The sequence below is a fragment of the Variovorax sp. PBS-H4 genome, assembly GCF_901827205.1.
In the GTDB taxonomy this organism is placed as follows: Bacteria; Pseudomonadota; Gammaproteobacteria; order Burkholderiales; family Burkholderiaceae_C; genus Variovorax.
Map to the genome: position 1 here is coordinate 4,285,933 of NZ_LR594675.1, position 21,805 is coordinate 4,307,737.

Sequence of the window (21,805 nt, forward strand, 5' to 3'; positions counted from 1 at the left end):
TGAAGCAAATGCTCGTGAAGACGAATGTCGCGCCGGAACTGGAAAAGCAGCGTCGCCGATGGACCCTGCCTTCCTTGGGCGAGTTCGGCGCGATATGGTTCGCGCTCGGCATCCTGGTCCTGCTGTCCGCATGGCTGGCGCCGGAGACCCTCCGACCGGGCGCGCTCGCCGCCATGGCGCCCTTCGCGAGCTTTCTCGCACTGGTGTCGGTGGGGCAGATGCTGGTCATCCGGCAGCGCGGACTCGACATGTCGGCCGGCACCATGATGACACTCGCCGGTCTCGTGCTGGCTGGCCTGGCCGGCCGCCTCGACTCGATATGGATACCGCTGGTGCTGACCCTTTGCGTGGCCGCGCTCGTGGGCGTCATCAACGGCCTTCTGGTCTCGAAGGTTCACATCAGCCCGATCGTGGCGACCCTCGCGGTGGACGCGCTGCTGTTGGGCGGCGTGCGTGCGATCTCCGGCGGAACAGCCGTCACCATGCCCAAGGGTTTCCAGCAGCTGACGCATACCGATGTGCTGGGGCTGCCGTCCAGTCTCGTCGTCTCGCTGGCCAGCATCGCGGCGGTGGCAGTGGCGGTGAACTTCACCCTGCACGGCAGGAACTTCATCGCCGTCGGCGCCAGTCCGCGCGCTGCGGCGGGGTCGGGACTGCGGGTCGTGTTCTACCAGGTAGGCGGCTACGTGCTAGCCAGCATCTGCTTCGGCCTGGCCGGCATGATGCTCGCGGGCTTCGTCGGCTCTGCGTCGCAGACTGCAGGCGCCGACTACCTCCTGCCGGGCATCGTCGCGGTCATCGTGGGCGGCACCCAGTTCTCTGGAGGGAAGGGCAGCATCGTGGCGACCGCGCTCGCAGCGATCTTCATGGCGCAGCTCCAGCAGCTCGTGCTCTCGCTCGGCGCCAGCCCCGCATTGCAGCTACTCATCCAGGCGGCAGCCATCGTGATCGCGGTCGGGTTGCGTTCGATCCCCCGCCTGTACCGCCGGCTCGGCGCCTCGGTGCGCCTGCCGTGCGCATGAAATCCCATCAACGCAAGGAACATGGATGACTCGACAAAAGCTTAGGCAGGCCATGCCCGACATGACGACTGAACGCGTGGCGCGCCTTGCCGAATTCGCCGCCCTGCCCTTATCCGCCGATCGGGCCGCGGTCGTGGCCGTCACGCTCGGCGCCTGGCTCCACGACGCGAACGAACTCAGTGCCAAGATGAGCGCGCCAGCTCACCTGGCGCTGCTGCCAGCCACGGTATTCACGCACGGCAGTTGCCTGGGCGAGGAGACGCCAGCATGAGCTTCGCCGAACCCAGGATCGACCCTTTGCTGAACCTCAGTCTGGCCGAGGCATCCCGGCTGCTGCGCTCGCGAGAGGTTTCGCCGGTCGACCTCACCGCTGCCGCGCTCAAGCGGATCAGCGAGGTGGACCCGACCTTGCATGCCTTCATCTCGGTCTACGAAGAGGCGCAGGATGTCGCCAAGGCGTCGGAGCTCATGCTGAGCGCGGGGCACGACCTCGGCCCTCTGCACGGGATCCCGATCGCCCTCAAGGACAACGTCTCGCTCAAGGGTCTGCGTACCACTGCCGGCAGCCGCATCTTGTCGGACTGGAAGCCCGAGGCGGACGCGACTGTTGCACGTCGCCTGCGCGGCGCGGGCTGCATCATGCTGGGCAAACTCAACATGCACGAGTTTGCCTGGGGTGGCACCTCGGACAACCCGCACTACGGCGCGGTGCGCAACCCATGGAACGTGGAGCGCTTTCCCGGCGGTTCCAGCGGCGGCTCGGGCGCGGCGGTCGCGGCGCGCATGTGTTGGGGCGCGATCGGCACGGACACCGGCGGCTCGATCAGGTTGCCGTCGGCCATCAATGGCATCGTCGGCATTCGGCCGACCTATGGCCGGGTCAGCAATCACGGGATCATTCCGCTGGCTTGGAGCATGGACACGGCAGGCCCGATGGCCAGGACCGTCGAAGACTGCGCCTTGATGTTCTCGGCCATCGCCGGGCACGACCCGCAGGACGCCACCACGGCCAACGTGCCGGTGCAGGACTGTCTGGCGACGCTGCAGCAAGGCGCGAAGGGCTTGCGCATCGGAGTGGTGCCGGACTACTTCTTCCATCACCTGCAGGCCCCGGTTCATGACGCGGTCTCTGCGGCCCTGGAAACCTTCAAGGACCTGGGCGCCCAGATCGTCAACCTGTCGATCGACAACATCCACGGCAACATTTCGGCCCAGCTGACCGTGGAGTCGTGCGAGCCCAGCACCTACCACCAGCGCTGGCTGCGCGAGCGGCCGGGCGACTACGGCGAGGACGTGCGCACCCTGCTCGAGGTGGGGGAGCTGCTGCTGGCCACGCACTACCTGCAGGCTCAGCGCTATCGCACGCTGCTGCGGCAGGAGTTCATGGACGCGTTTCGCCAGGTCGACCTCTTCGTGTGTCCCACCCTTCCGTTCACGGCCACGCGCTTGGGAGAGATGAAGGTCGTGATAGAAGACGGCATCGAGGAAGACATGCTCTCGGCCATCATGCAGTTCACGGGCGTGCCCAGCTTGACAGGTTTGCCTTCGTTGGCCGTGCCCTGCGGCTTCGACGCAGACAAGCTGCCAATCGGCATGCAGCTCATCGGCCGGCCCTTCGACGAGGCGACACTGTTCCAGGCCGGCGCGGCCTTCCAGATGGTGACCGACTTCCACACCCGTTGTCCGACCCTCTGATCGGCCGACCAATTCAAATCTCCCGGCACATGCCACCCGTTGTCGACAGCTACCGGAAAGCCCGGCAAGATTTTGCGTGGAGGCTACCCCACCGCTACAACATGGGCGTCGACGTCTGCGACAGGTGGGCTCGCACCGAACCGGACAGGTTGGCTCTCGTTCATGCCAAGGCAAACGGGGAGGTGGCACGCTTCAGCTTTCTCGACCTGCTGCATGCGTCGAATCGCCTTGCCAATTGCATGCGCGCGCACGGCGTAAAAACGGGCGACCGGGTGGCGATCCTTCTTGGGCAGTCGCCCGAGACCGCATTCGCGCACGTTGCAACCTACCGGCTTGGCGCCATCGCGGTGCCGCTCTTCTCGCTCTTCGGCGAGGAGGCGCTCGAGTATCGACTCAGGGACAGCGGCGCGCGACTGCTGCTGACCGATCGGCAGGGTGCGGCCAAGATCGCTGCGATCCGCGAGCGCCTGCCCGAACTCTCGACAGTGCTCGTCGCGGGCGAGAGCGGCGAGTGGCCGCCCGCAACACTCGGCCTCGAGTCCGAGCTGTCGGTGCAGTGCACCGATTTCGAGCCGGTGGACACCGCTGCAGATGACCCGGCCTTGATCATCTACACCTCCGGCACCACCGGAAAACCAAAAGGCGCGCTGCATGCGCACCGGGTCCTGCCCGGTCACCTGCCGGGCGTCGAGATGTCGCATGGCGGGCGTATCGAGGCCTCGGACCTTTTCTGGACGCCGGCCGATTGGGCCTGGATCGGCGGCCTGCTAGATGTGCTGCTGCCCGCGCTGCACCACGGCGTGCCGGTCGTCGCGCACCGCTTCGACAAGTTCGAGGCTGCCGGTGCGTTCGGGCTCATGAGCCGCCTCGGCGTGCGCAACGTGTTTCTGCCACCCACGGCACTGAAGATGCTGAGGACCCAGCCGGACCCTCGAAAGCGGTGGGACCTGCGGCTGCGCTCCGTCGCCAGCGGCGGCGAATCACTGGGTGGCGAAATGCTGGCCTGGGGACGCGAAGCACTGGGTGTGCAGATCAACGAGTTCTACGGCCAGACCGAGTGCAACATGGTGGTCTCATCCTGCGCCGAATGGTTCGAAGCCAAGCCGGGCAAGATCGGCAAGGCCGTTCCCGGGCACGATGTGCAGGTGGTCGCCACCGACGGCCAGATGCTGCCGGCCGGGTCCATCGGGCAGATCGCCGTCCGCCGGGGCGATCCCGTGATGTTCCTGGGCTATTGGAACAACCCCGGCGCAACTGCGGAAAAGTTCGTCGGGGAGTTCATGCTCACCGGCGACCAGGGTTGCATGGATGACGATGGATTCATTCGCTTCGTCGGCCGCGACGACGACGTCATCACAAGCGCGGGCTACCGCATCGGGCCTGGTCCGATCGAGGACTGCCTCCTGGGTCATCCCTCCGTGCACATGGCCGCGGTGGTCGGCGTGCCCGATGCGGAGCGGACCGAGGTCGTCAAGGCTTTCGTCGTGCTTGCGGAGGGCGTGTGGCCCAGCGAGCAGCTCACTCGCGAACTGCAACACCATGTGCGCACGCGCCTCGCGGCGCATGAGTATCCGCGGCTCGTGGACTATGTCGACGCCTTGCCGATGACGACGACCGGGAAGGTGATTCGCCGCGCCCTGCGCGACCGATAGCGGCACCTGCAATGACGGCGGCACCGGGCCGCCGTGGCGACGGGGCTCCCCCCCCCGGCACTACTTGCGCTGATGCTTCAGCAGCAGCGTTTGCGGACTCACGCCAAAGCTCTTCTTGAAGGCCCGGCTGAAATGCGACAGGTCGGAGAAACCGTAGTTCATCGCGGCTTCGGACACCTTGCGCACCGACCCCTGCGCCAGCGCGCAGTAACTGGCTTCCAGGCGCTTCTGCCAGATGTATCGCATGGGCGTGGTTCCGTGCGCCGCGAAGATGCGGGCGACCGACCGGAGCGAGATGCGCTCCGCCGTCGCGATGGACTGCGCCGAAAGTTCCGGGTCCTCGATGTGATTCTTCACATGGGCGCAGGCGCGCCGGAACAGCGCCTCGGTGACCGATCTGTTGGCATTGCTGCCCTCGTGGAGGTCGATCACGCAGGCGAGCAGATCGAGGATCGAACTCGACACCCGTGAAGCCGCCGAGGGCACGTCGCTCAGCACCGTGCCCCCGCTCAACTCCTTGATCAGGCTTCCGAGCACCGGCCGGAATCCGCTGCCGACCCCGAGCGAGGTGGCCACGAGCCGCTCGGCGGCGGCGGTCCGATGCATGAGCAGATCCCGCGGGATCCGCATGATGTAGAAGGTCTGCGGCGAAAGGCTGTACTTGAAAGGCCGTGCGGCGTCGTAGAGCACGATGTCGCCGGAGTTCTGCACCACCGATCGGCCGTTCTGCTCGAGAAAGCCAACGCCGTCTTCCATGTAGGAGAGCCACAGCCCCGACTCGGGACCGCGCCGGACGTCATCCGAATTGCGGGTCCAGCTGTGCTCGGGGGCGATCATGGTCGCCAGCTCGAGCGGACCGACGGTACGGCCGGTAATGGTGGCATCGAAGGCGCCCACGTGAGGCGATTCGCTGCCGGCCGGTATGCAATGCTGGCACACCACATCGCGCCAATATTCGAACCTCTCGGAGGCCTGCACGCCGGTGGTTGAGAAGTTGAACTCCATGGTAGATCTCCAAACGCTCTCGAAACGGATCAACAAGGTCTCACACCCGAAGCGACAGACCGAGTGACATCCAGCCTCCGCGAATTGCGCGCCGAGGCCGTGCCCTTGTGCCACAACAGCCATGATCGCGCAGCATTCGTCGAGCTCCCATACTGTCAAACCATAGGCCTCGCATCCAAGCATTTCCCATGCCATCGGGCACGCCGGGCTTTGGCCGAATCAAGCAACAGGGATGGCACTGCCATCCATGCCGCACGCACGCTCCATGCATACGATGCAGTTGCAGTCACTCGCGACACATCAACCCACTGGAGCATCCCATGAGTCATGAAACACCCTCCAAGACCGACACCACGCCCGCGGAGCGTGCACGAGCGCTGTTCAAGGCGCTGGCCGCCAAGAATCTGATCCCCGATGGCTTCATCGCCGATTTCACCCGGAAGATGGAGGTGGATTGGGATCCCGCAAACGGGGCGCGCGTGGTGGCCAGGGCATGGGTAAACCCTGAGTTCAGGGAACTGCTGCTCAAGGACGGCACCGCTGCGTGCGAGGAGTTCGGCTACACCGGGCCGCAGGGCGAATACATCGTGGCCCTCGAGAACACTCCGAAACTGCAGAACGTCATCGTCTGCAGCCTTTGCTCATGCACCAACTGGCCCGTGCTGGGATTGCCACCCGAGTGGTACAAGAGCTTCGAATACCGTGCACGGCTCGTGCGCGAAGGCCGCACCGTTCTGCGCGAACTCGGCGAGGACCTGCCGGACGACGTGACCGTCCAGGTGTGGGACACCACGGCCGAGACGCGCTATATGGTCTTGCCGGTACGCCCCGAGGGCACCGAAGGCATGTCCGAGGAAGACCTCGCCAAGCTCGTCACCAAGGATGTCCTGATCGGCACAGCGCGGCCCAAGGCACCCTCCAGGTCGATCGCCTAATTCGTTGAAAAGGAGCTTCCAAATGGATGGTATTCATGACCTCGGCGGCATGCAGGGCTTCGGCAAGGTGCCCCACACGAACAACAGCCTGAGCTACAAGCCTGTCTTCCATGAAGACTGGGAACACCTGGCGTACAGCCTGCTGTTCCTTGCTGCGGACAAGCTCAAGAACTTCAGCGTCGACGAACTGCGGCACGCCATCGAACGCATGGATTCGAGGCACTATTTCTCGTCCCCCTACTACGACCGGATCGTGATCGGGACAGCCACCCTCCTGGTCGAGAACGGCGTGATCTCGCAGGAAGAACTCAATGAGTTTCTGGGCGCGGAGTTCAAGCTGGCCAGGCCGTACTGGTCGGAGGGACGAGTCGGAAAGTCGGGGCGCAGCGCGTTCGAGGTGGGTGACCTGGTCGAGGTGCGCAACGAGTTCGTTTCAGGCCACATCCGGATGCCCGGCTATGTCCGCGGCAAGCAGGGCGTGATCCTTCATCGGACCAGCGTGAAATGGCCATTTCCCGACACCATCGGCCACGGCAAGGCAGCGGTTGCGGAGCCCACCTATCACGTGCGCTTCAAGATGAGCGATCTCTGGGGCACGGCTGGCGACGACGGCTTCGTGGTGGTCGACCTGTTCGAGAGCTACCTGGACAAGGTCACCCTGCCGAGTGCGGAAGGGCAGAAGTCCTCGCAGTCGCAGAAAGCGCTGGCTGCGCTGGTCTGAAGCGGAAAGCCGGTAAAGCGCCGAGCGCCTTCTGGCAGATTCGGCCTTCTTCATTGTTCGGGTGAAACATGGACAACAGATTGCCTGTGACAGTGCTGTCCGGATTTCTCGGTTCGGGAAAGACGACGCTGCTCAATCAGATCCTGCAAAACCGCCAGAACCTGAAGATGGCCGTGATCGTGAACGACATGAGCGAGGTCAACATCGATGCAGAGGACGTCGAACGGAATGTCTCACTCGATCGAAGCACCGAACGGCTGGTCGAGATGAGCAATGGCTGCATCTGCTGCACGCTCCGCGAAGACCTGCTGAAGCAGGTCGAGGAGCTTGCTGCGCAGAACCGCTTCGACTATTTGCTCATCGAGTCGACGGGAATCTCCGAGCCTTTCCCGGTCGCCGAGACCTTCGCCTTTCTCGACGAAAAAGGGTTCAGCCTGTCGGAAGTCGCGCGACTCGACACCATGGTCACGGTGGTCGACGGCCTCAGTTTCAGGTCGCTGTTCGAGTCCAATGAAAGAATCAAGAAGGACGGCATGGTGGGCGAGGAGTTCAAGAGCCTGTCCGATCTGTTGCTGGAGCAGATCGAGTTCGCCGACGTGATACTGATCAGCAAGGTCGACCTGATCGACGGCGAGCAGCTGGGTGAGCTGGGTTCGCTTCTGCACTCTCTCAACCCACGCGCGAAGATCCATGCAATGGAGCGGGGCAGCGTCGAGCTCGACAAGGTGCTCAACACCCAAAGCTTCGACTTGGCACAACTCGCCAACGCGCCCGGGTGGCTTCGTCGCATGGACAACGTCGAGCCGGAATCGGAGGCCGATGTGTATGGGATCGCCTCCTTCGTCTATCGCGAGCGCGCACCTTTCCATCCCCAACGTCTCCACGGCTTTCTACGCCGCTCGTGGAGGAACGGAGTCCTGCTCCGATGCAAGGGCTACTTCTGGCTGGCCAGCCAGCACGAGGACATCGGCATGCTCGTCCAGACCGGTGGCGCCTTCAGCTGGGGCTTCGTGGGTCGATGGTGGAAATTCATCGACCAGGAGGCATGGCCACGGGACAGCTATCGCCGCGACGCGATCCTGGCGAAGTGGGACGAATGGCTGGGCGACTGCCGACAGGAGATCGTCTTCATCGGCCAGGGCATCGACTTCAAATGGCTGCGCGCGGATCTGGATGCGTGCCTGTTGACGAACGACGAGATCGACGAAGGGCCGGACGCATGGGGCGCGCTTTCCGGCGCGACACAGATGCTCAGCACGCCCTCGCCACTTCCACCAGCGCGGCGGCATTGAATGAAAAAACCCGCCGCCGGCGGGTTTTTGTTGCTGCGCTCCGGGCGCTGCCTAGCTGCTGCGCTTGACCGGCGGCAGGTCGGTGCAACTGCCGTGCGCCGCTTCGGCGGCCAGGCCGATGCTTTCACCCAACGTCGGGTGCGGATGGATGGTCTTGCCGATGTCGATGGCATCGGCGCCCATCTCGATCGCCAGTGCGATCTCCCCGATCATGTCGCCGGCATGGGTGCCGACGATGCCCCCGCCGACGATCCGGTGCGATTCCTTGTCGAACAGCAGCTTGGTAAAGCCCTCATCGCGACCGTTGGCGATGGCACGGCCCGAGGCGGTCCAGGGGAACAGGCCCTTCTCGACCTTGACGCCCTCGGCCTTGGCCTGGTCCTCGGTGAGGCCGACCCAGGCCACCTCGGGGTCGGTGTAGGCCACGCTCGGGATCACGCGGGCATTGAAGGCCGCGCTCGCGAGTTCCTTGTCGCCCTTCTGCTCGCCCGCAATCACCTCCGCCGCCACGTGCGCCTCGTGCACCGCCTTGTGCTCCAGCATGGGCTGTCCCACGATGTCACCCACGGCAAAGATGTGGGGCACGTTGGTACGCATCTGGATGTCGACGGGAATGAAGCCGCGGTCGCTGACGGCCACGCCGGCCTTTTCGGCACCGATCTTCTTGCCGTTCGGGCTGCGGCCCACGGCCTGGAGCACCAGGTCGTAGAGCTGCGGCTCCTTGGGCGCCTGCTCGCCTTCGAACGACACGCGGATGCCGTCCTTGGTCGCCTCGGCCCCGACCGTCTTGGTCTTGAGCATGATGTTGTCGAAGCGCGGCGCATTGAGCTTCTGCCAGACCTTGACCAGGTCGCGATCGGCGCCGGTCATCAGTCCGTCGAGCATCTCGACGACATCGAGCCGAGCCCCCAGCGTGGAATACACCGAGCCCATCTCGAGGCCGATGATGCCGCCACCCAGGATCAGCATGCGCTTGGGCTCGACGCCCAGCTCCAGCGCGCCGGTGGAGTCGACCACCCTCGGGTCCTTGGGCATGAAGGGCAGGTGCACGGCCTGAGAGCCGGCCGCGATGATGCAGTGGCGGAACTTGACGGTCTTCGCGCTGCCGCTCGTGTCCTTGCCGTCGCCCGAGGTTTCCTGCACCTTGACGTGGTACGGGTCCACGAACTCGCCGATGCCGCGCACGGTGGTCACCTTGCGCATCTTGGCCATCGCGCTGAGGCCGCCGGTCAGCTTGCTCACCACCTTGTTCTTGCGCACCAGCAGCCTGCTGCGGTCGATCACCGGGTCGTTATAGGCAACGCCGAAGTCTGCGAAATGCTTGACCTCGTCCATCACCGCCGCCACATGCAGCAACGCCTTGGAAGGAATGCAGCCGACGTTGAGGCAGACGCCGCCCAGGGTGGCATAGCGTTCGACCAGCACGACCTTCAAACCCAGGTCGGCCGCGCGGAAGGCAGCGGAATAGCCGCCGGGACCGGCGCCGAGCACCAGGAGATCGCATTCGAGGTCGACGGCACCGGTGTAGCTGCCGGCAGGGGTTGGCGCCGGCGCCGGCGCTGCGGCCTTGGGGGCCGATGCAGCCGCCGCAGGAGCCGGGGCGGCGAGCGCGGCCGCAGGTGCCGGCGCTGACGCGGGCGAGGCAGCGCCGGCTTCGGCCGCATCCACCGTCAGCACGACCGAGCCTTCGCTCACCTTGTCGCCCACCTTCACTGCCACCGACTTGACGACGCCGGCATGCGAAGACGGGATCTCCATCGACGCCTTGTCCGACTCGACGGTGACCAGCGACTGCTCGACCTTGATGGTGTCGCCCGGCTTGACGAGCACCTCGATGACCGCGACTTCAGCGAAATCGCCGATGTCCGGAACCTTGACTTGCACTTCGCTCATGGTCGGCACCTCAGAGAAGGACACGGCGGAAGTCCGCGAGGACCTGACCGAGGTAGGCGTTGAAGCGTGCCGCCAGGGCGCCGTCGATCACGCGGTGGTCGTAGGACAGCGACAGCGGCAGGGTCAGCCGCGGCACGAACTGCTTGCCGTCCCATACCGGCTTCATCGCGCTCTTGGACAGGCCCAGGATCGCGACCTCCGGCGCGTTGATGATCGGCGTGAAATGCGTTCCGCCGATCCCGCCCAGCGAGCTGATGGAGAAGCAGCCGCCCTGCATGTCGGCCGAGCCGAGCTTGCCGTCGCGCGCCTTCTTGGCGAGCTCGCCCATCTCCTGGCTGATCTGCAGCACGCCCTTCTTGTCGGCATCCTTGAGCACCGGAACGACCAGCCCGTTGGGCGTGTCGGCAGCAAAGCCGATGTGGAAGTACTGCTTGTAGACGAGCTGATCGCCGTCGAGGCTGGTGTTGAATTCAGGGAACTTCTTCAGTGCCGAGACCACGGCCTTGATCACGAAGGCCAGCATGGTCACCTTGATGCCGGACTTCTCGTTCTCCTTGTTGGTCGAGACGCGGAAGGCCTCGAGCTCGGTGATGTCCGCCTCGTCGTTGTTGGTGACGTGCGGGATCATGACCCAGTTGCGGTGCAGGTTTGCGCCGCTGAGCTTCTTGATGCGCGACAGGTCCTTGCGCTCGACGGAGCCGAACTTGGTGAAGTCGACCTTGGGCCAGGGCAGCAGGCCCAGCGCTTCGCCCCCGCCCGCCGGTGCCTTGGCGCCTGCGGCCTTGGTGCTGGCCGCGCCGCTCATCACCGCGCGGGTGAAGTTCTGCACGTCTTCCTGCGTGATGCGGCCCTTGAGGCCGCTGCCCTTGACTTCGTCGAGCGGCACACCGAGTTCGCGGGCGAACTTGCGCACCGACGGCGAGGCGTGCGGAAGCTTGCCGCTGGGCGCGACGGTCGGGTCGTGCGCAGGTGCAGCAGCCGGGGCAGGCGAGGACGCCTGTGCCGCGGAAGGTGCAGCAGCTGACGCGCTCGCCTGTGCAGGCGCCGAAACCGGCGCGGAGGCTGCCGGCGCGGTGCCGCCCGCGGATCCTTCGAGGATCGCGACCAGGTCACCCACGTTGACCTTGTCGCCCACCTTGACCTTGAGTTCCTTCAGCACGCCGGCCGCCGACGACGGGATCTCCATCGACGCCTTGTCCGACTCGACTGTGATCAGCGACTGCTCTTCCTTGATCGTGTCGCCGGGTTTCACCAGCACCTCGATGACCGCGACATCCTTGAAGTCGCCGATGTCGGGCACCTTGACTTCCACCGGCCCCGTTGCCGCGGGAGCGGCCGCAGCGGGCGCTGGCGCAGCGGCGGCAGGCGCCGGTGCGGCCGAAGCCGGCGCCGGCGCCGGAGCCGTTGCCGGCGCGGGGGCCGCAGCTGCGCCCTCGCCTTCCAGCACCAGCACGACCGAGCCTTCGCTGACCTTGCTGCCCACGCCGACCTTGAGCTCCTTCACCACGCCGGCCGCGCTCGACGGGATCTCCATCGAGGCCTTGTCCGACTCCACCGTGATGAGCGACTGCTCGGGCTTCACGGTGTCGCCGACCTTCACCAGCACTTCGATCACCGCGACTTCGTCGAAATCGCCAATGTCCGGCACCTTCACTTCCACTGTTGCCATGTCGTGTCTCCCGCCCTAGAGGCGCAGATGGTTGTTGCTGTTGTTTACGCGTAGAGCGGGTTGATCTTTTCGGCGTTGATGCCGTACTTCTTGATGGCTTCCTCGGCCTTGGCGGCGGGCACGGCGCCGTCGTCGGCCAGTGCCTTGAGCGCTGCCAGCACGATGTAGTGGCGGTTGATCTCGAAGTGCTCGCGCAGCTTGTTGCGGAAGTCGCTGCGGCCGAAGCCGTCGGTGCCCAGCACGCGGTAGCTGCGGCTCTTCGGGATGAAGGGCCGGATCTGCTCCGCATAGGCCTTCATGTAGTCGGTCGACGCGACGACCGGCCCGGTCGTCCTGGACAGCTGTTCGGTCACGAAGGGCACACGCGGCGTCTCGGCCGGATGCAGCAGGTTCCAGCGGTCGGCATCCTGGCCGTTGCGTGTCAGCTCGTTGAAGCTCGGGCAGCTCCACACCGAAGCGGCGACACCCCAGTCCTCTGCGAGCAGTTGCTGCGCCGCGATGCTCTCGCGCAGGATGGTGCCGCTGCCGAGCAGTTGCACGGCCGGTGCTTCCTTGCCCTTGGCAGCCTTGACCTCCGGCGCCTGCTTGCACAGGTACATCCCCTTGATGATCTGCTCCTCGGTGCCGGGCTGCAGGCCGGGCATCGCGTAGTTCTCGTTGAGCAGCGTCAGGTAGTAGTAGACGTTGTCCTGCTTCTCGACCATGCGCTGAAGGCCGTGGTGCAGGATCACGCCGACCTCGTGCGCAAAGGTCGGGTCGTAGCTCACGCAGTTCGGGATCGTGTTGGCCAGGATGTGGCTGTGGCCGTCCTCGTGCTGCAGGCCCTCGCCGTTGAGCGTGGTGCGCCCCGAGGTACCGCCCAGCAGGAAGCCGCGCGCCTGCATGTCGCCGGCGGCCCACGCCAGGTCGCCGATGCGCTGGAAGCCGAACATCGAGTAGTACACGTAGAAAGGCACCATGATGCGGTTGTTGGTGCTGTACGAGGTGGCCGCAGCGATCCAGCTCGACATGCCGCCCGCCTCGTTGATGCCTTCCTGCAGGATCTGGCCCGCCTTGTCCTCCTTGTAGTACATGACCTGGTCCTTGTCGACCGGGGTGTACTGCTGGCCATCGGGGTTGTAGATGCCGACCTGGCGGAACAGGCCTTCCATGCCGAAGGTGCGCGCCTCGTCGACCAGGATGGGAACCACGCGGGGGCCCAGCGCCTTGTCGCGCAGCAGCTGCGTGAGGAAGCGCACGTACGCTTGCGTCGTGGAGATCTCGCGGCCCTCGGCAGTGGGCTCCAGCACCGCCTTGAAGACGTCGAGCGCGGGCACGGTGAAGCTCTCGTCGGCCTTGGTGCGCCGATGCGGGAGGTAGCCGCCCAGCGCCTTGCGGCGCTCGTGCAGGTACTTCATTTCCGGCGTGTCGTCGGCCGGCTTGTAAAAGGGCAGGTCGCCGATCTGGCTGTCGGGGATCGGAATGTTGAAGCGGTCGCGGAAGGTCTTGATGTCCTCTTCGCCGAGCTTCTTGGTCTGGTGAACCGTGTTCTTGCCCTCGCCGATCTTGCCCATGCCGAAGCCCTTGACGGTCTTGATCAGCAGCACGGTCGGCTGGCCGGTGTGCTTGACGGCCGACGCAAAGGCCGCATAGACCTTCTGCGAGTCATGGCCGCCGCGGCGCAGCTGCCAGATGTCGTCATCGCTCATCTTGGCGACCATCTCCAGCGTGCGCGGATCGCGGCCGAAGAAGTGCTTGCGCACGTAGGCGCCGTCGTTGGCCTTGAACGACTGGTAGTCACCGTCGTTCGTCTCCATCATGATCTTGCGAAGTGCGCCGTCCTTGTCGCGGGCCAGCAGCGGGTCCCAGTTGCTGCCCCACAGCAGCTTGATCACGTTCCAGCCGGAACCGCGGAACTCGCCTTCCAGTTCCTGGACGATCTTGCCGTTGCCGCGCACCGGGCCATCCAGGCGCTGCAGGTTGCAGTTGATGACGAAGATCAGGTTGTCGAGACGCTCGCGCGCCGCCAGGCTGATGGCGCCCAGCGACTCGACCTCGTCCATCTCGCCGTCGCCGCAGAACACCCAGACCTTGCGGTTCTCGGTGTTGGCGATGCCGCGCGCATGCAGGTACTTGAGGAAGCGCGCCTGGTAGATCGCCATCAGCGGACCGAGCCCCATGGAGACGGTGGGGAACTGCCAGAACTCGGGCATCAGCTTCGGATGGGGGTAGCTCGACAGGCCCTTGCCATCGACCTCCTGGCGGAAGTTGAGCAACTGCTCCTCGGTGAGGCGGCCTTCGAGGTAGGCGCGCGCATAGATGCCGGGCGAGACGTGGCCCTGGATGTACAGGCAGTCGCCGCCGTGGTTCTCGCTCTCGGCATGCCAGAAGTGATTGAAGCCCGCCCCGAACATGTTGGCCAGCGAGGCGAAGGAGCCGATGTGGCCGCCCAGGTCGCCCCCCTCGGGCGGATGGTGGCGGTTCGCCTTCACGACCATGGCCATCGCGTTCCAGCGCATGTAGGCGCGCAGGCGTTCCTCGATCTCGAGGTTGCCGGGGCAGCGCTCCTCCTGGTCCGGCTCGATGGTGTTGACGTAGGCGGTGTTGGCGGAAAACGGCTTGTCGATGCTGCTCTGGCGCGCGTGCTCCAGAAGTTGTTCGAGCAGGAAGTGCGCGCGATCGGGCCCCTCGCTCTCGATCACGGCGGACAGGGCGTCCATCCACTCGCGGGTTTCCTGGGCGTCAGTGTCGTTCGCAGCGGAACCGTAGCGGTTCTCGGGAATTGCCGACATGCTTGTCTCCTTTTTGAGGGGTGTGGCTGGGTAATTTAGTGCCGGATCCGGCAGCGCGCGGGAGTTTCTCACAGAAATATCGCAATTTCAAATAGTGCGTGGCGTTTTCTTAATGTGAAATTACGAGTCATGGCAGCCCCTTTCGGAGCCATGGCACTGCGCCCCTGCCATTCCGGTGGAGGGGCGTTCCCCTACACTCGCGCGATGCCCTTCTCCTCCCCGATCGCGGTGGCGCGCAGCGCCGTCAAGGCATCGCCGCTGTCCTGGTGGCGGCGCTGGTGGCGCCGGCAGACGCCGGTGCTGCAGGACGCGGTGGCAATGCTGGCCCCGCTGGCGGCGGTGCTGCTGTTCCTGGCTGCGATCGTCGCGGCCTTCTGGTACCTGCGGGCAGAGGAGTTGGAGCGCGAGCAGGAGTCGGTGAAGCGCGACGTCGAGTACGCCCAGCAGCGCGTGCGCCTGCGTTTGCTGGAGCGGCAGGAGCAGTTGATGCGCCTTGCGCGCGATGCCTCCAACCGCGAGATCGACGCGACCGAGTTCGCCAGCCGGGCGGAGTCGCTGGTCAGCCAGTTTCCCGAGCTGCAGGCCATCAGCTGGATCGACGACCGGCGCCGCTTCAAGTCCGGCTATGCGGCGCCCAGCGTCCATCCAGCGCAGCAGCATGCGGTGGGCGACGTGCTGCGCCCTGGCGATATCGAGAGCAACTACGCACTCGCGCGCGAGCTGCGCCAGCCGGTGTTCTCGCAACCGGTGGCGGGCGGCGATCCCATAGCCATGCTCCAGCTGCACGTCCCCTTCTTCGACCAGGGCCTGTTCGCGGGCGAAGTGCTCGGCGAGTTCTCGATCGACGGCATCCTGCGCTACGGCATGCCCTCGGAGGTATCGGCGCGCTATGCGGTGTCGCTGCTCGACGCCAAGGGTGGGCTGATCGCCGGCAACACCGTCGCCAGCCCGCGAGAAGCCGAGGCCCGCCTGCTGCCCTGGACCGAACAGACCAACGAGTACGAGGTGCCGGTATCGCCGGTGGGCAATGCGTTGGTGCTGCGGGCGCAGGCTTACCGAACCTCCCAGGGCGTGGTCGGCAACGGGCTCTTCTGGCTGGTCGGCGCGCTCAGCGTGCTCACGAGCTGGATGCTGATCGGCACCTGGCGCCATACCCGGCGGCGGCTGCAGGCCCAGCAGGCCCTGGTGGCCGAGACCAACTTCCGGCGCGCGATGGAAAACTCCATGCTCACCGGCATGCGGGTGCTCGACCTCGAGGGCCGTATCACCTACGTCAACGCGGCCTTCTGCGCGATGACGGGCTGGGACGAAGAGGAGCTGGTCGGCCAGACGCCTCCCTTCCCCTACTGGCTGGAATCCGACCGGGAAATCATGAACGAGCGGCTGGAGGAAGAGCTGCACGGGCGCGCACTGCCCGGCGGCTTCCAGGTGCGCGTCAAGCGCAAGAACGGCACGGTGTTCAACGCGCGGCTCTACGTCTCGCCCCTGATCGACGCGCGCGGCCATCAGACCGGCTGGATGACCTCGATGACCGACATCACCGAACCGACCCGCATCCGCGAGCAGTTGTCGGCCTCTTACGAGCGCTTCACGACGGTGCTCGAAGCGCTGGACGCGTCGGTCTCGGTGGCGCCGCTCGGCAGCGAAGAGCTGCTGTTCGCCAACAAGCTGTACCGCCTCTGGTTCGGGTCCGACACCGTGGGGCACCTGGGCATGGTGGCGCAGGCCGGCGTGCCGGCCTCGCATGCACACGACGATGCGCTGGACGACGTCGACCCGTTCGCCGGCCTGCCGATCGACCAGCTGACCGCCGCCCAGCCAGCCAACAACGAGATCTTCGTGCCGGAGCTGGGCAAGTGGCTGGAAGTGCGCTCGCGCTACCTGACCTGGGTCGACGGCCGCCTGGCGCAGCTGGTGATCGCGACCGACATCACGCCGCGCCGAATGGCCGAAGACCTGTCGGCCGCGCAAGCCGACCGGGCGCAGGCCGCGAGCCGCCTTATCACGATGGGCGAGATGGCCTCCAGCGTGGCCCACGAACTCAACCAGCCGTTGACCGCGATCACCAACTACTGCAACGGAATGATGTCGCGCATCCGCGGCCAGCAGATCGACTCCGACGCGCTGCTCGCGGCGCTCGACAAGACCTCCAAGCAGGCGCAGCGGGCCGGCCAGATCATCCAGCGCATCCGCTCCTTCGTGAAGCGCAGCGAGCCCAACCGCACGCCGGCCGAAGTCTCGACCATGGTGAGCGAGGCGGTCGAGCTCGCCGGCATCGAGCTCAGGCGCCGCAACGTGCGTCTCAACCACTACGTGGCGGCGCGCTTGCCGGTGGTGCGCGTCGATCCGATCCTGATCGAACAGGTGATGGTGAACCTGCTGAAGAACGCGGCCGAGTCCATCGACCTGGCAGAACGGCCGCTGGCACGCCGCAGCGTCGAGCTGCGCGTCCTGCCGAAGGTCATCGAGGGCCAGAACGCCATCGAGTTCTCGGTGCAGGACACCGGCATGGGCCTGGCCCCCGAAGTGATGGACCGGCTCTACGAGGCCTTCTTCTCCACCAAGCCCGAAGGCATGGGCATCGGGCTCAACCTTTGCCGCACCATCGTGGAGTCGCACCGCGGCCGGATGCGCGCGGAGAACATCTACAATGGCCCGGACGTGGTCGGATGCCGTTTTTCCTTCTGGATTCCGGTGTTGGACGCTATTGATTCCGTAGCAAGCAACGAGGCGAAAGTACCCGCATGAGTTTGATTCCGAAGAAGGGCACGGTCTATGTCGTCGACGACGACGAAGCAGTCCGCGATTCGTTGCAATGGTTGCTCGAAGGCAAGGACTACCGCGTTCGCTGCTTCGATTCGGCCGAGTCCTTCCTCTCGCGCTACGACCCCCGCGAGGTCGCTTGCCTGATCGTCGACATCCGCATGGCCGGCATGTCGGGCATCGAACTGCAGGACCGCCTGATCGAGCGTCGCTCGCCGCTCCCCATCGTCGTCATCACCGGGCACGGCGACGTCCCGATGGCGGTCGACAGCATGAAGAAGGGCGCGATGGACTTCATCCAGAAACCCTTCAACGACGAGGCGCTGGTGGCGCTGGTCGAACGCATGCTCGAACACGCGCGCGGCGCGTTCGCCCAACACCAGCAGTCGGCCAGCCGCGACGCACTGCTGTCCAAGCTGACCGGCCGCGAAGCCCAGGTGCTGGAGCGGATCGTCGCCGGCCGGCTCAACAAGCAGATCGCGGACGACCTGGGCATCAGCATCAAGACGGTCGAGGCGCATCGCGCCAACATCATGGAAAAGCTGAACGCCAACACGGTGGCCGACCTACTCAAGATTGCCCTCGGCCAGGCAGCGCCGGCCAAGGCTTGACGGCATCGCAACCATAGTCACATCGAATCGAACGCCTGCGCAAGCGGGCGTTTTTACTTGGAGAATCGAAAACGATGACAGCTCAACTGATCGACGGCAATGCCCTCGCGGCCCGCACGCGGGCCGATGTATCGCGCCGCGTGCAGGCGCTCAAGGCGCGCGGCGTCACGCCCGGGCTCGCCGTGATCCTGGTCGGCGAGGATCCGGCCAGCCAGGTCTACGTGCGCCACAAGGTCAAGGACAGCGAGGAAGCCGGCTTGCATTCCGTGCTGGAGCGCCATCCGGCCACGCTGTCCGAGGCCGAGCTGCTGGCCCGCATCGATGCGCTCAACAAGGACGCTGCGATCCACGGCATCCTGGTGCAGTTGCCGCTGCCCAAGCACATCGACGCAGCCCGCGTCATCGAATCGATCTCGCCCGCCAAGGACGTGGACGGCTTCCACGTCGCCAGCGCCGGTGCGCTGGTCACGGGCCAGCCCGGCTTCTGGCCCTGCACCCCTTACGGCTGCATGAAGATGCTGGAGTCCATCGGCTACGAGCTGCGAGGCAAGCACGCCGTGGTGATCGGCCGCAGCAACATCGTGGGCAAGCCGATGGCCCTGATGCTGCTGGCCAAGAGCGCCACGGTGACCATCTGCCACAGCGCCACGCCGGATCTCGGCGTCTTCACGCGGCAGGCCGACGTGGTGGTCGCCGCCGTCGGCAAGCGCAATGTGCTCACGGCCGACATGGTCAAGCCCGGCGCCGTGATCATCGACGTGGGCATGAACCGCAACGAAGAGGGCAAGCTCTGCGGCGACGTCGACTTCGCCGCCGTGCGCGAAGTGGCGGGCTGGATCACGCCGGTGCCGGGCGGCGTCGGCCCCATGACCCGTGCGATGCTGCTCGTCAACACCCTTGAAGCGGCCGAGCGCACTTGAACTCCCTCGAACCGACCGCCAACTGCTTCAGACCATGACCAATCCGCTCCTCGACTTTCACGACCTTCCGCTGTTCGATCAAATCAAGCCCGAGCATGTCGCCCCGGCTGTGGACGTGCTGCTGGCCGACGCCGAGGCCGCCTTGCAAACGGTCACTGCGACCGAGTTCCCGTCCGACTGGAACGCGATCGCCAAGGTGCTGGACGTCGCTTCCGAGCGCTTCAGCCGCGCCTGGGGCGCCGTCGGCCACCTGAACGCCGTGGCCGACACGCCCGAGCTGCGCGCGGCCTACAACGAGGCCATGCCCCGGGTCACCGCCTTCTGGACGCGCCTGGGCTCGGACGAGCGGCTCTACGCCAAGTACAAGGCCATCGATCCCGCGACGCTGAACGCGGAGCAGCGCCAGGCGCATCGCAATGCGATACGCAACTTCGTGCTCGGTGGCGCCGAGCTCCAAGGCGAGGCCAAGAAACGCTTTGCCGACATCCAGGAGCGGCAGGCCGAGCTGAGCCAGAAGTTCAGCGAGAACGCGCTGGACGCCACCGACGCCTTCGCCTACTACGCACCGCTCGGCGAGCTCGACGGACTGCCGGAGGATGTGATCAGCGCCGCGCGCGCGGCGGCCGAAGCCGAAGGCAAACAGGGCTACAAGCTGACGCTGAAGATGCCCTCGTATCTGCCCGTCATGCAATTCGCCAGGAGCAGCGCACTGCGCGAGAAGCTCTACCGCGCCTATGTCACCCGGGCCAGCGAATTTGGCGACCCCGCGCTCGACAATACCGAGCTGATTCGAGAAATCCTCGCGCTGCGCCAGGAAGAGGCAAAGCTCCTCGGCTACCCGAATTTCGGCGAGCTCTCGATCGTCCCCAAGATGGCCGAGTCGGCGGATCAGGTGATCAAGTTCCTGCGCGACCTCGCAACCAAGGCACGCCCTTTCGGCGAACGCGACCTGGCCGACCTGCGGGTCTTCGCCTCGCAGCAGCTTTCCATCGACGATCCCCAGCCATGGGACTGGAGCTACATCGGCGAGAAGCTCAAGGAAGCGCGCTACGCCTTCAGCGAACAAGAGGTCAAGCAGTACTTTCCGGCACCGAAGGTGATGGCAGGGCTTTTCAAGATCGTCGAGACCTTGTTCGAGGTCTCGATCCGCCGCGACAGCGCGCCCGTCTGGCATCCGAGCGTCGAGTTCTACCGCATCGAGCGTGGCGGCCAGAAGGTCGGCCAGTTCTACCTCGATCCGTCTGCCCGAGCCGCCAAGCGCGGCGGTGCCTGGATGGACGACGTGCGCGCCCGTTGGCTGCGCCCCGACACCGCTACGCTGCAGACGCCGGTGGCGCAGTTGGTCTGCAATTTTGCCGGCGGCGTCGATGGCAAACCGCCGCTGCTCACGCACGACGACGTGACGACGCTGTTCCACGAGTTCGGCCACGGACTGCACCACATGCTCACGCAGGTGAACGAGCGCGACGTCTCCGGCATCAGCGGCGTGGAATGGGATGCCGTCGAACTCCCCAGCCAGTTCATGGAAAACTTCTGCTGGGAGTGGGAGGTGCTCGCGCACATGACCGCGCACGTCGACACCGGCGAGCCGCTGCCGCGCGCGCTGTTCGACAAGATGATCGCGGCCAAGAACTTCCAGAGCGGACTCCAGACGCTGCGCCAGATCGAGTTCTCGCTTTTCGACATGCTGCTGCACACCGAGTACGACGCCGCCACCGCTGGGCCAGGCGACGTGATGGCGCTGCTCGGCAAAGTGCGCGCCGAAGTCGCGGTGATGCCCTCGCCGCCCTTCAGCCGCACGCCCAACACCTTCAGCCACATCTTCTCGGGCGGCTACGCGGCCGGCTATTACAGCTACAAGTGGGCCGAGGTGCTGAGCGCCGATGCCTACGCCGCCTTCGAGGAAAGCGCTGGCGCCAATGGCGAGCCGAGCATCGAGACCGGCCGGCGTTACCGTGAGGCCATCCTCGAGGCCGGCGGCAGCCGCACCGCGATGGAGTCCTTCAAGGCCTTCCGAGGCCGCGAGCCGCAGCTCGACGCGCTGCTGCGCCACCAGGGCATGACGGTGGCGCAGCCGGCCTGATCAGTAGGCCGGTCCCGGGGCGATACCGCAGCCGAAGGCGAAGGTGCTCCAGTGGTCCGGCCTTCTGCCCACCCGGCCTGAGATACTCCGCCCCGTTGGATCACGAAAGCCAAGGCCACCCATGAAGCTTCACCCACGTCTTGCAGGCGCCGCTCTCCTGCTGCTGCTTGCCGCTGGCGCCGCGCTGGCGCAGCCGGTCTATCGCCACGTCGACAAGAACGGCAGGGTCACCTTCTCCGATCAGCCGCCTGCGGCCAATGCCCCGGCTGTCGCGCCGCGCGGCAGCGGCGAGGGCGGTGCCGGGCCGGCCCTCCCCTATGAGCTGCGACAGGTGGCTCAGCGCTACCCCGTCACGATCTACACCAGCGATGAATGCGGCCCCTGCGGCGCGGGCCGCTCGCTTCTGGTGACGCGCGGCGTTCCTTTCGAGGAACGGACCGTCAAGAGCAGCGAGGACATTGAAGCGCTGCAGCGCCTGAGCGGCCAGAACTCGCTGCCGCTGCTGACCATCGGCTCGCAGCAGCTCAAGGGCTTCTCGGATGCCCAGTGGTCCCAGTACCTCGACGCGGCTGGGTACCCCAAGAGCTCCCAGGTGCCGGCGGGCTATCGCAATCCGCCGGCTCAGCCGCTGGTGGCTTCGCAAGCGGCGCCCGCTGCACCCGCCCCAGCCGCCGCCGCGCCCGCCCCGGCGCCAGTGCCCCCCCCGGCAGCTGCGAGCGGGCCGACGCCGAGCAACCCGGCAGGCATCAAGTTCTGATCTCTGGCCGCAGCGC

16 protein-coding genes are annotated in these 21,805 nt (G+C 65.8%); 12 read left to right on the forward strand and 4 right to left on the reverse strand.

Going from position 1 to position 21,805, the window contains the following annotated elements; translation table 11 throughout:
* Window positions 1–14 precede the first annotated feature (14 nt).
* The 4 genes from E5CHR_RS20330 (at window position 15) to E5CHR_RS20345 (ending at window position 4,369) form a co-directional block, all read left to right on the forward strand.
* The gene (locus E5CHR_RS20330; RefSeq protein WP_197893864.1) at window positions 15–1,022 is read left to right on the forward strand and encodes an ABC transporter permease; all 1,008 of its coding nucleotides are present in this window, start codon (window positions 15–17) and stop codon (window positions 1,020–1,022) included.
* A gap of 61 nt (window positions 1,023–1,083) precedes the next feature.
* On the forward strand, window positions 1,084–1,293 hold the full coding sequence (locus E5CHR_RS20335; RefSeq protein WP_162581522.1) for a hypothetical protein: 210 nt from the start codon (window positions 1,084–1,086) through the stop codon (window positions 1,291–1,293).
* Window positions 1,290–2,717: an amidase gene (locus E5CHR_RS20340; RefSeq protein WP_162581523.1), complete on the forward strand. Its 1,428-nt coding sequence runs from the start codon at window positions 1,290–1,292 to the stop codon at window positions 2,715–2,717. Before E5CHR_RS20335 ends, E5CHR_RS20340 begins: the two co-directional genes overlap by 4 nt.
* Window positions 2,718–2,746: 29 nt before the next feature.
* Window positions 2,747–4,369: an acyl-CoA synthetase gene (locus E5CHR_RS20345; RefSeq protein ID WP_162581524.1), complete on the forward strand. Its 1,623-nt coding sequence runs from the start codon at window positions 2,747–2,749 to the stop codon at window positions 4,367–4,369.
* Window positions 4,370–4,429: 60 nt separating this feature from the next.
* Here the strand turns inward: E5CHR_RS20345 and E5CHR_RS20350 are convergent, their stop codons facing one another.
* The gene (locus E5CHR_RS20350; protein ID WP_162581525.1) at window positions 4,430–5,374 is read right to left on the reverse strand and encodes a helix-turn-helix domain-containing protein; all 945 of its coding nucleotides are present in this window, start codon (window positions 5,372–5,374) and stop codon (window positions 4,430–4,432) included.
* A 320-nt stretch (window positions 5,375–5,694) separates the two neighbouring features.
* Between E5CHR_RS20350 and nthA the strand changes: the two genes are divergently transcribed.
* From nthA to E5CHR_RS20365, 3 genes are all read left to right on the forward strand, one after another.
* A complete protein-coding gene (gene nthA, locus E5CHR_RS20355) occupies window positions 5,695–6,309 on the forward strand; it encodes a nitrile hydratase subunit alpha (RefSeq protein WP_162581526.1) in 615 nt (204 codons plus the stop codon).
* Window positions 6,310–6,331: 22 nt separating this feature from the next.
* Complete coding sequence (gene nthB / locus E5CHR_RS20360; protein ID WP_162581527.1) at window positions 6,332–7,030, forward strand: nitrile hydratase subunit beta; 699 nt, start codon at window positions 6,332–6,334, stop codon at window positions 7,028–7,030.
* Between the two features lie 68 nt (window positions 7,031–7,098).
* The gene (locus E5CHR_RS20365; RefSeq protein WP_162581528.1) at window positions 7,099–8,322 is read left to right on the forward strand and encodes a GTP-binding protein; all 1,224 of its coding nucleotides are present in this window, start codon (window positions 7,099–7,101) and stop codon (window positions 8,320–8,322) included.
* 51 nt (window positions 8,323–8,373) lie between these two features.
* Here the strand turns inward: E5CHR_RS20365 and lpdA are convergent, their stop codons facing one another.
* Genes lpdA through aceE form a run of 3 tightly spaced genes read right to left on the reverse strand, consistent with a single transcriptional unit; the run spans window position 8,374 to window position 14,655 of the window.
* Window positions 8,374–10,215 (reverse strand): dihydrolipoyl dehydrogenase, encoded by a 1,842-nt coding sequence (gene lpdA / locus E5CHR_RS20370; protein WP_162581529.1) that lies wholly within the window; start codon window positions 10,213–10,215, stop codon window positions 8,374–8,376.
* Window positions 10,216–10,225: 10 nt separating this feature from the next.
* Window positions 10,226–11,884, reverse strand: a complete 1,659-nt coding sequence (gene aceF, locus E5CHR_RS20375) for a dihydrolipoyllysine-residue acetyltransferase (RefSeq protein WP_162581530.1) — start codon at window positions 11,882–11,884, stop codon at window positions 10,226–10,228.
* Window positions 11,885–11,928: 44 nt separating this feature from the next.
* On the reverse strand, window positions 11,929–14,655 hold the full coding sequence (aceE, locus tag E5CHR_RS20380) for a pyruvate dehydrogenase (acetyl-transferring), homodimeric type (RefSeq protein ID WP_162581531.1): 2,727 nt from the start codon (window positions 14,653–14,655) through the stop codon (window positions 11,929–11,931).
* 204 nt (window positions 14,656–14,859) lie between these two features.
* Between aceE and E5CHR_RS20385 the strand changes: the two genes are divergently transcribed.
* The 5 genes from E5CHR_RS20385 to E5CHR_RS20405 all read left to right on the forward strand — a co-directional run bounded on the left by E5CHR_RS20385 (window position 14,860) and on the right by E5CHR_RS20405 (window position 21,789).
* Window positions 14,860–17,403, forward strand: coding sequence for a PAS domain-containing sensor histidine kinase (locus E5CHR_RS20385; protein ID WP_162581532.1), 2,544 nt, complete (start codon window positions 14,860–14,862; stop codon window positions 17,401–17,403).
* Window positions 17,400–18,029 (forward strand): response regulator transcription factor, encoded by a 630-nt coding sequence (locus tag E5CHR_RS20390; protein ID WP_068672826.1) that lies wholly within the window; start codon window positions 17,400–17,402, stop codon window positions 18,027–18,029. The genes E5CHR_RS20385 and E5CHR_RS20390 overlap by 4 nt, the downstream gene beginning before the upstream one ends.
* Before the next feature lie 74 nt (window positions 18,030–18,103).
* Window positions 18,104–18,949: a bifunctional methylenetetrahydrofolate dehydrogenase/methenyltetrahydrofolate cyclohydrolase FolD gene (gene folD, locus E5CHR_RS20395; RefSeq protein WP_162581533.1), complete on the forward strand. Its 846-nt coding sequence runs from the start codon at window positions 18,104–18,106 to the stop codon at window positions 18,947–18,949.
* 34 nt (window positions 18,950–18,983) lie between these two features.
* Window positions 18,984–21,032, forward strand: a complete 2,049-nt coding sequence (locus tag E5CHR_RS20400; RefSeq protein ID WP_162581534.1) for a M3 family metallopeptidase — start codon at window positions 18,984–18,986, stop codon at window positions 21,030–21,032.
* A 121-nt stretch (window positions 21,033–21,153) separates the two neighbouring features.
* Window positions 21,154–21,789, forward strand: a complete 636-nt coding sequence (locus E5CHR_RS20405) for a glutaredoxin family protein (RefSeq protein ID WP_162581535.1) — start codon at window positions 21,154–21,156, stop codon at window positions 21,787–21,789.
* The last annotated feature ends 16 nt before the right edge of the window (window positions 21,790–21,805 follow it).

Excerpts from the sequence above, each read along its gene's own strand:
- lpdA (WP_162581529.1), bottom strand. The coding sequence starts at position 10,215 with ATGAGCGAAGTGCAAGTCAAGGTTCCGGACATCGGCGATTTCGCTGAA.
- folD (WP_162581533.1), top strand. The coding sequence starts at position 18,104 with ATGACAGCTCAACTGATCGACGGCAATGCCCTCGCGGCCCGCACGCGG.
- E5CHR_RS20350 (WP_162581525.1), bottom strand. The coding sequence starts at position 5,374 with ATGGAGTTCAACTTCTCAACCACCGGCGTGCAGGCCTCCGAGAGGTTC.
- E5CHR_RS20365 (WP_162581528.1), top strand. The coding sequence starts at position 7,099 with ATGGACAACAGATTGCCTGTGACAGTGCTGTCCGGATTTCTCGGTTCG.
- E5CHR_RS20385 (WP_162581532.1), top strand. The coding sequence starts at position 14,860 with ATGCCCTTCTCCTCCCCGATCGCGGTGGCGCGCAGCGCCGTCAAGGCA.
- aceE (WP_162581531.1), bottom strand. The coding sequence starts at position 14,655 with ATGTCGGCAATTCCCGAGAACCGCTACGGTTCCGCTGCGAACGACACT.
- aceF (WP_162581530.1), bottom strand. The coding sequence starts at position 11,884 with ATGGCAACAGTGGAAGTGAAGGTGCCGGACATTGGCGATTTCGACGAA.
- E5CHR_RS20345 (WP_162581524.1), top strand. The coding sequence starts at position 2,747 with ATGCCACCCGTTGTCGACAGCTACCGGAAAGCCCGGCAAGATTTTGCG.
- E5CHR_RS20390 (WP_068672826.1), top strand. The coding sequence starts at position 17,400 with ATGAGTTTGATTCCGAAGAAGGGCACGGTCTATGTCGTCGACGACGAC.
- nthA (WP_162581526.1), top strand. The coding sequence starts at position 5,695 with ATGAGTCATGAAACACCCTCCAAGACCGACACCACGCCCGCGGAGCGT.
- nthB (WP_162581527.1), top strand. The coding sequence starts at position 6,332 with ATGGATGGTATTCATGACCTCGGCGGCATGCAGGGCTTCGGCAAGGTG.
- E5CHR_RS20400 (WP_162581534.1), top strand. The coding sequence starts at position 18,984 with ATGACCAATCCGCTCCTCGACTTTCACGACCTTCCGCTGTTCGATCAA.
- E5CHR_RS20405 (WP_162581535.1), top strand. The coding sequence starts at position 21,154 with ATGAAGCTTCACCCACGTCTTGCAGGCGCCGCTCTCCTGCTGCTGCTT.
- E5CHR_RS20340 (WP_162581523.1), top strand. The coding sequence starts at position 1,290 with ATGAGCTTCGCCGAACCCAGGATCGACCCTTTGCTGAACCTCAGTCTG.
- E5CHR_RS20335 (WP_162581522.1), top strand. The coding sequence starts at position 1,084 with ATGACGACTGAACGCGTGGCGCGCCTTGCCGAATTCGCCGCCCTGCCC.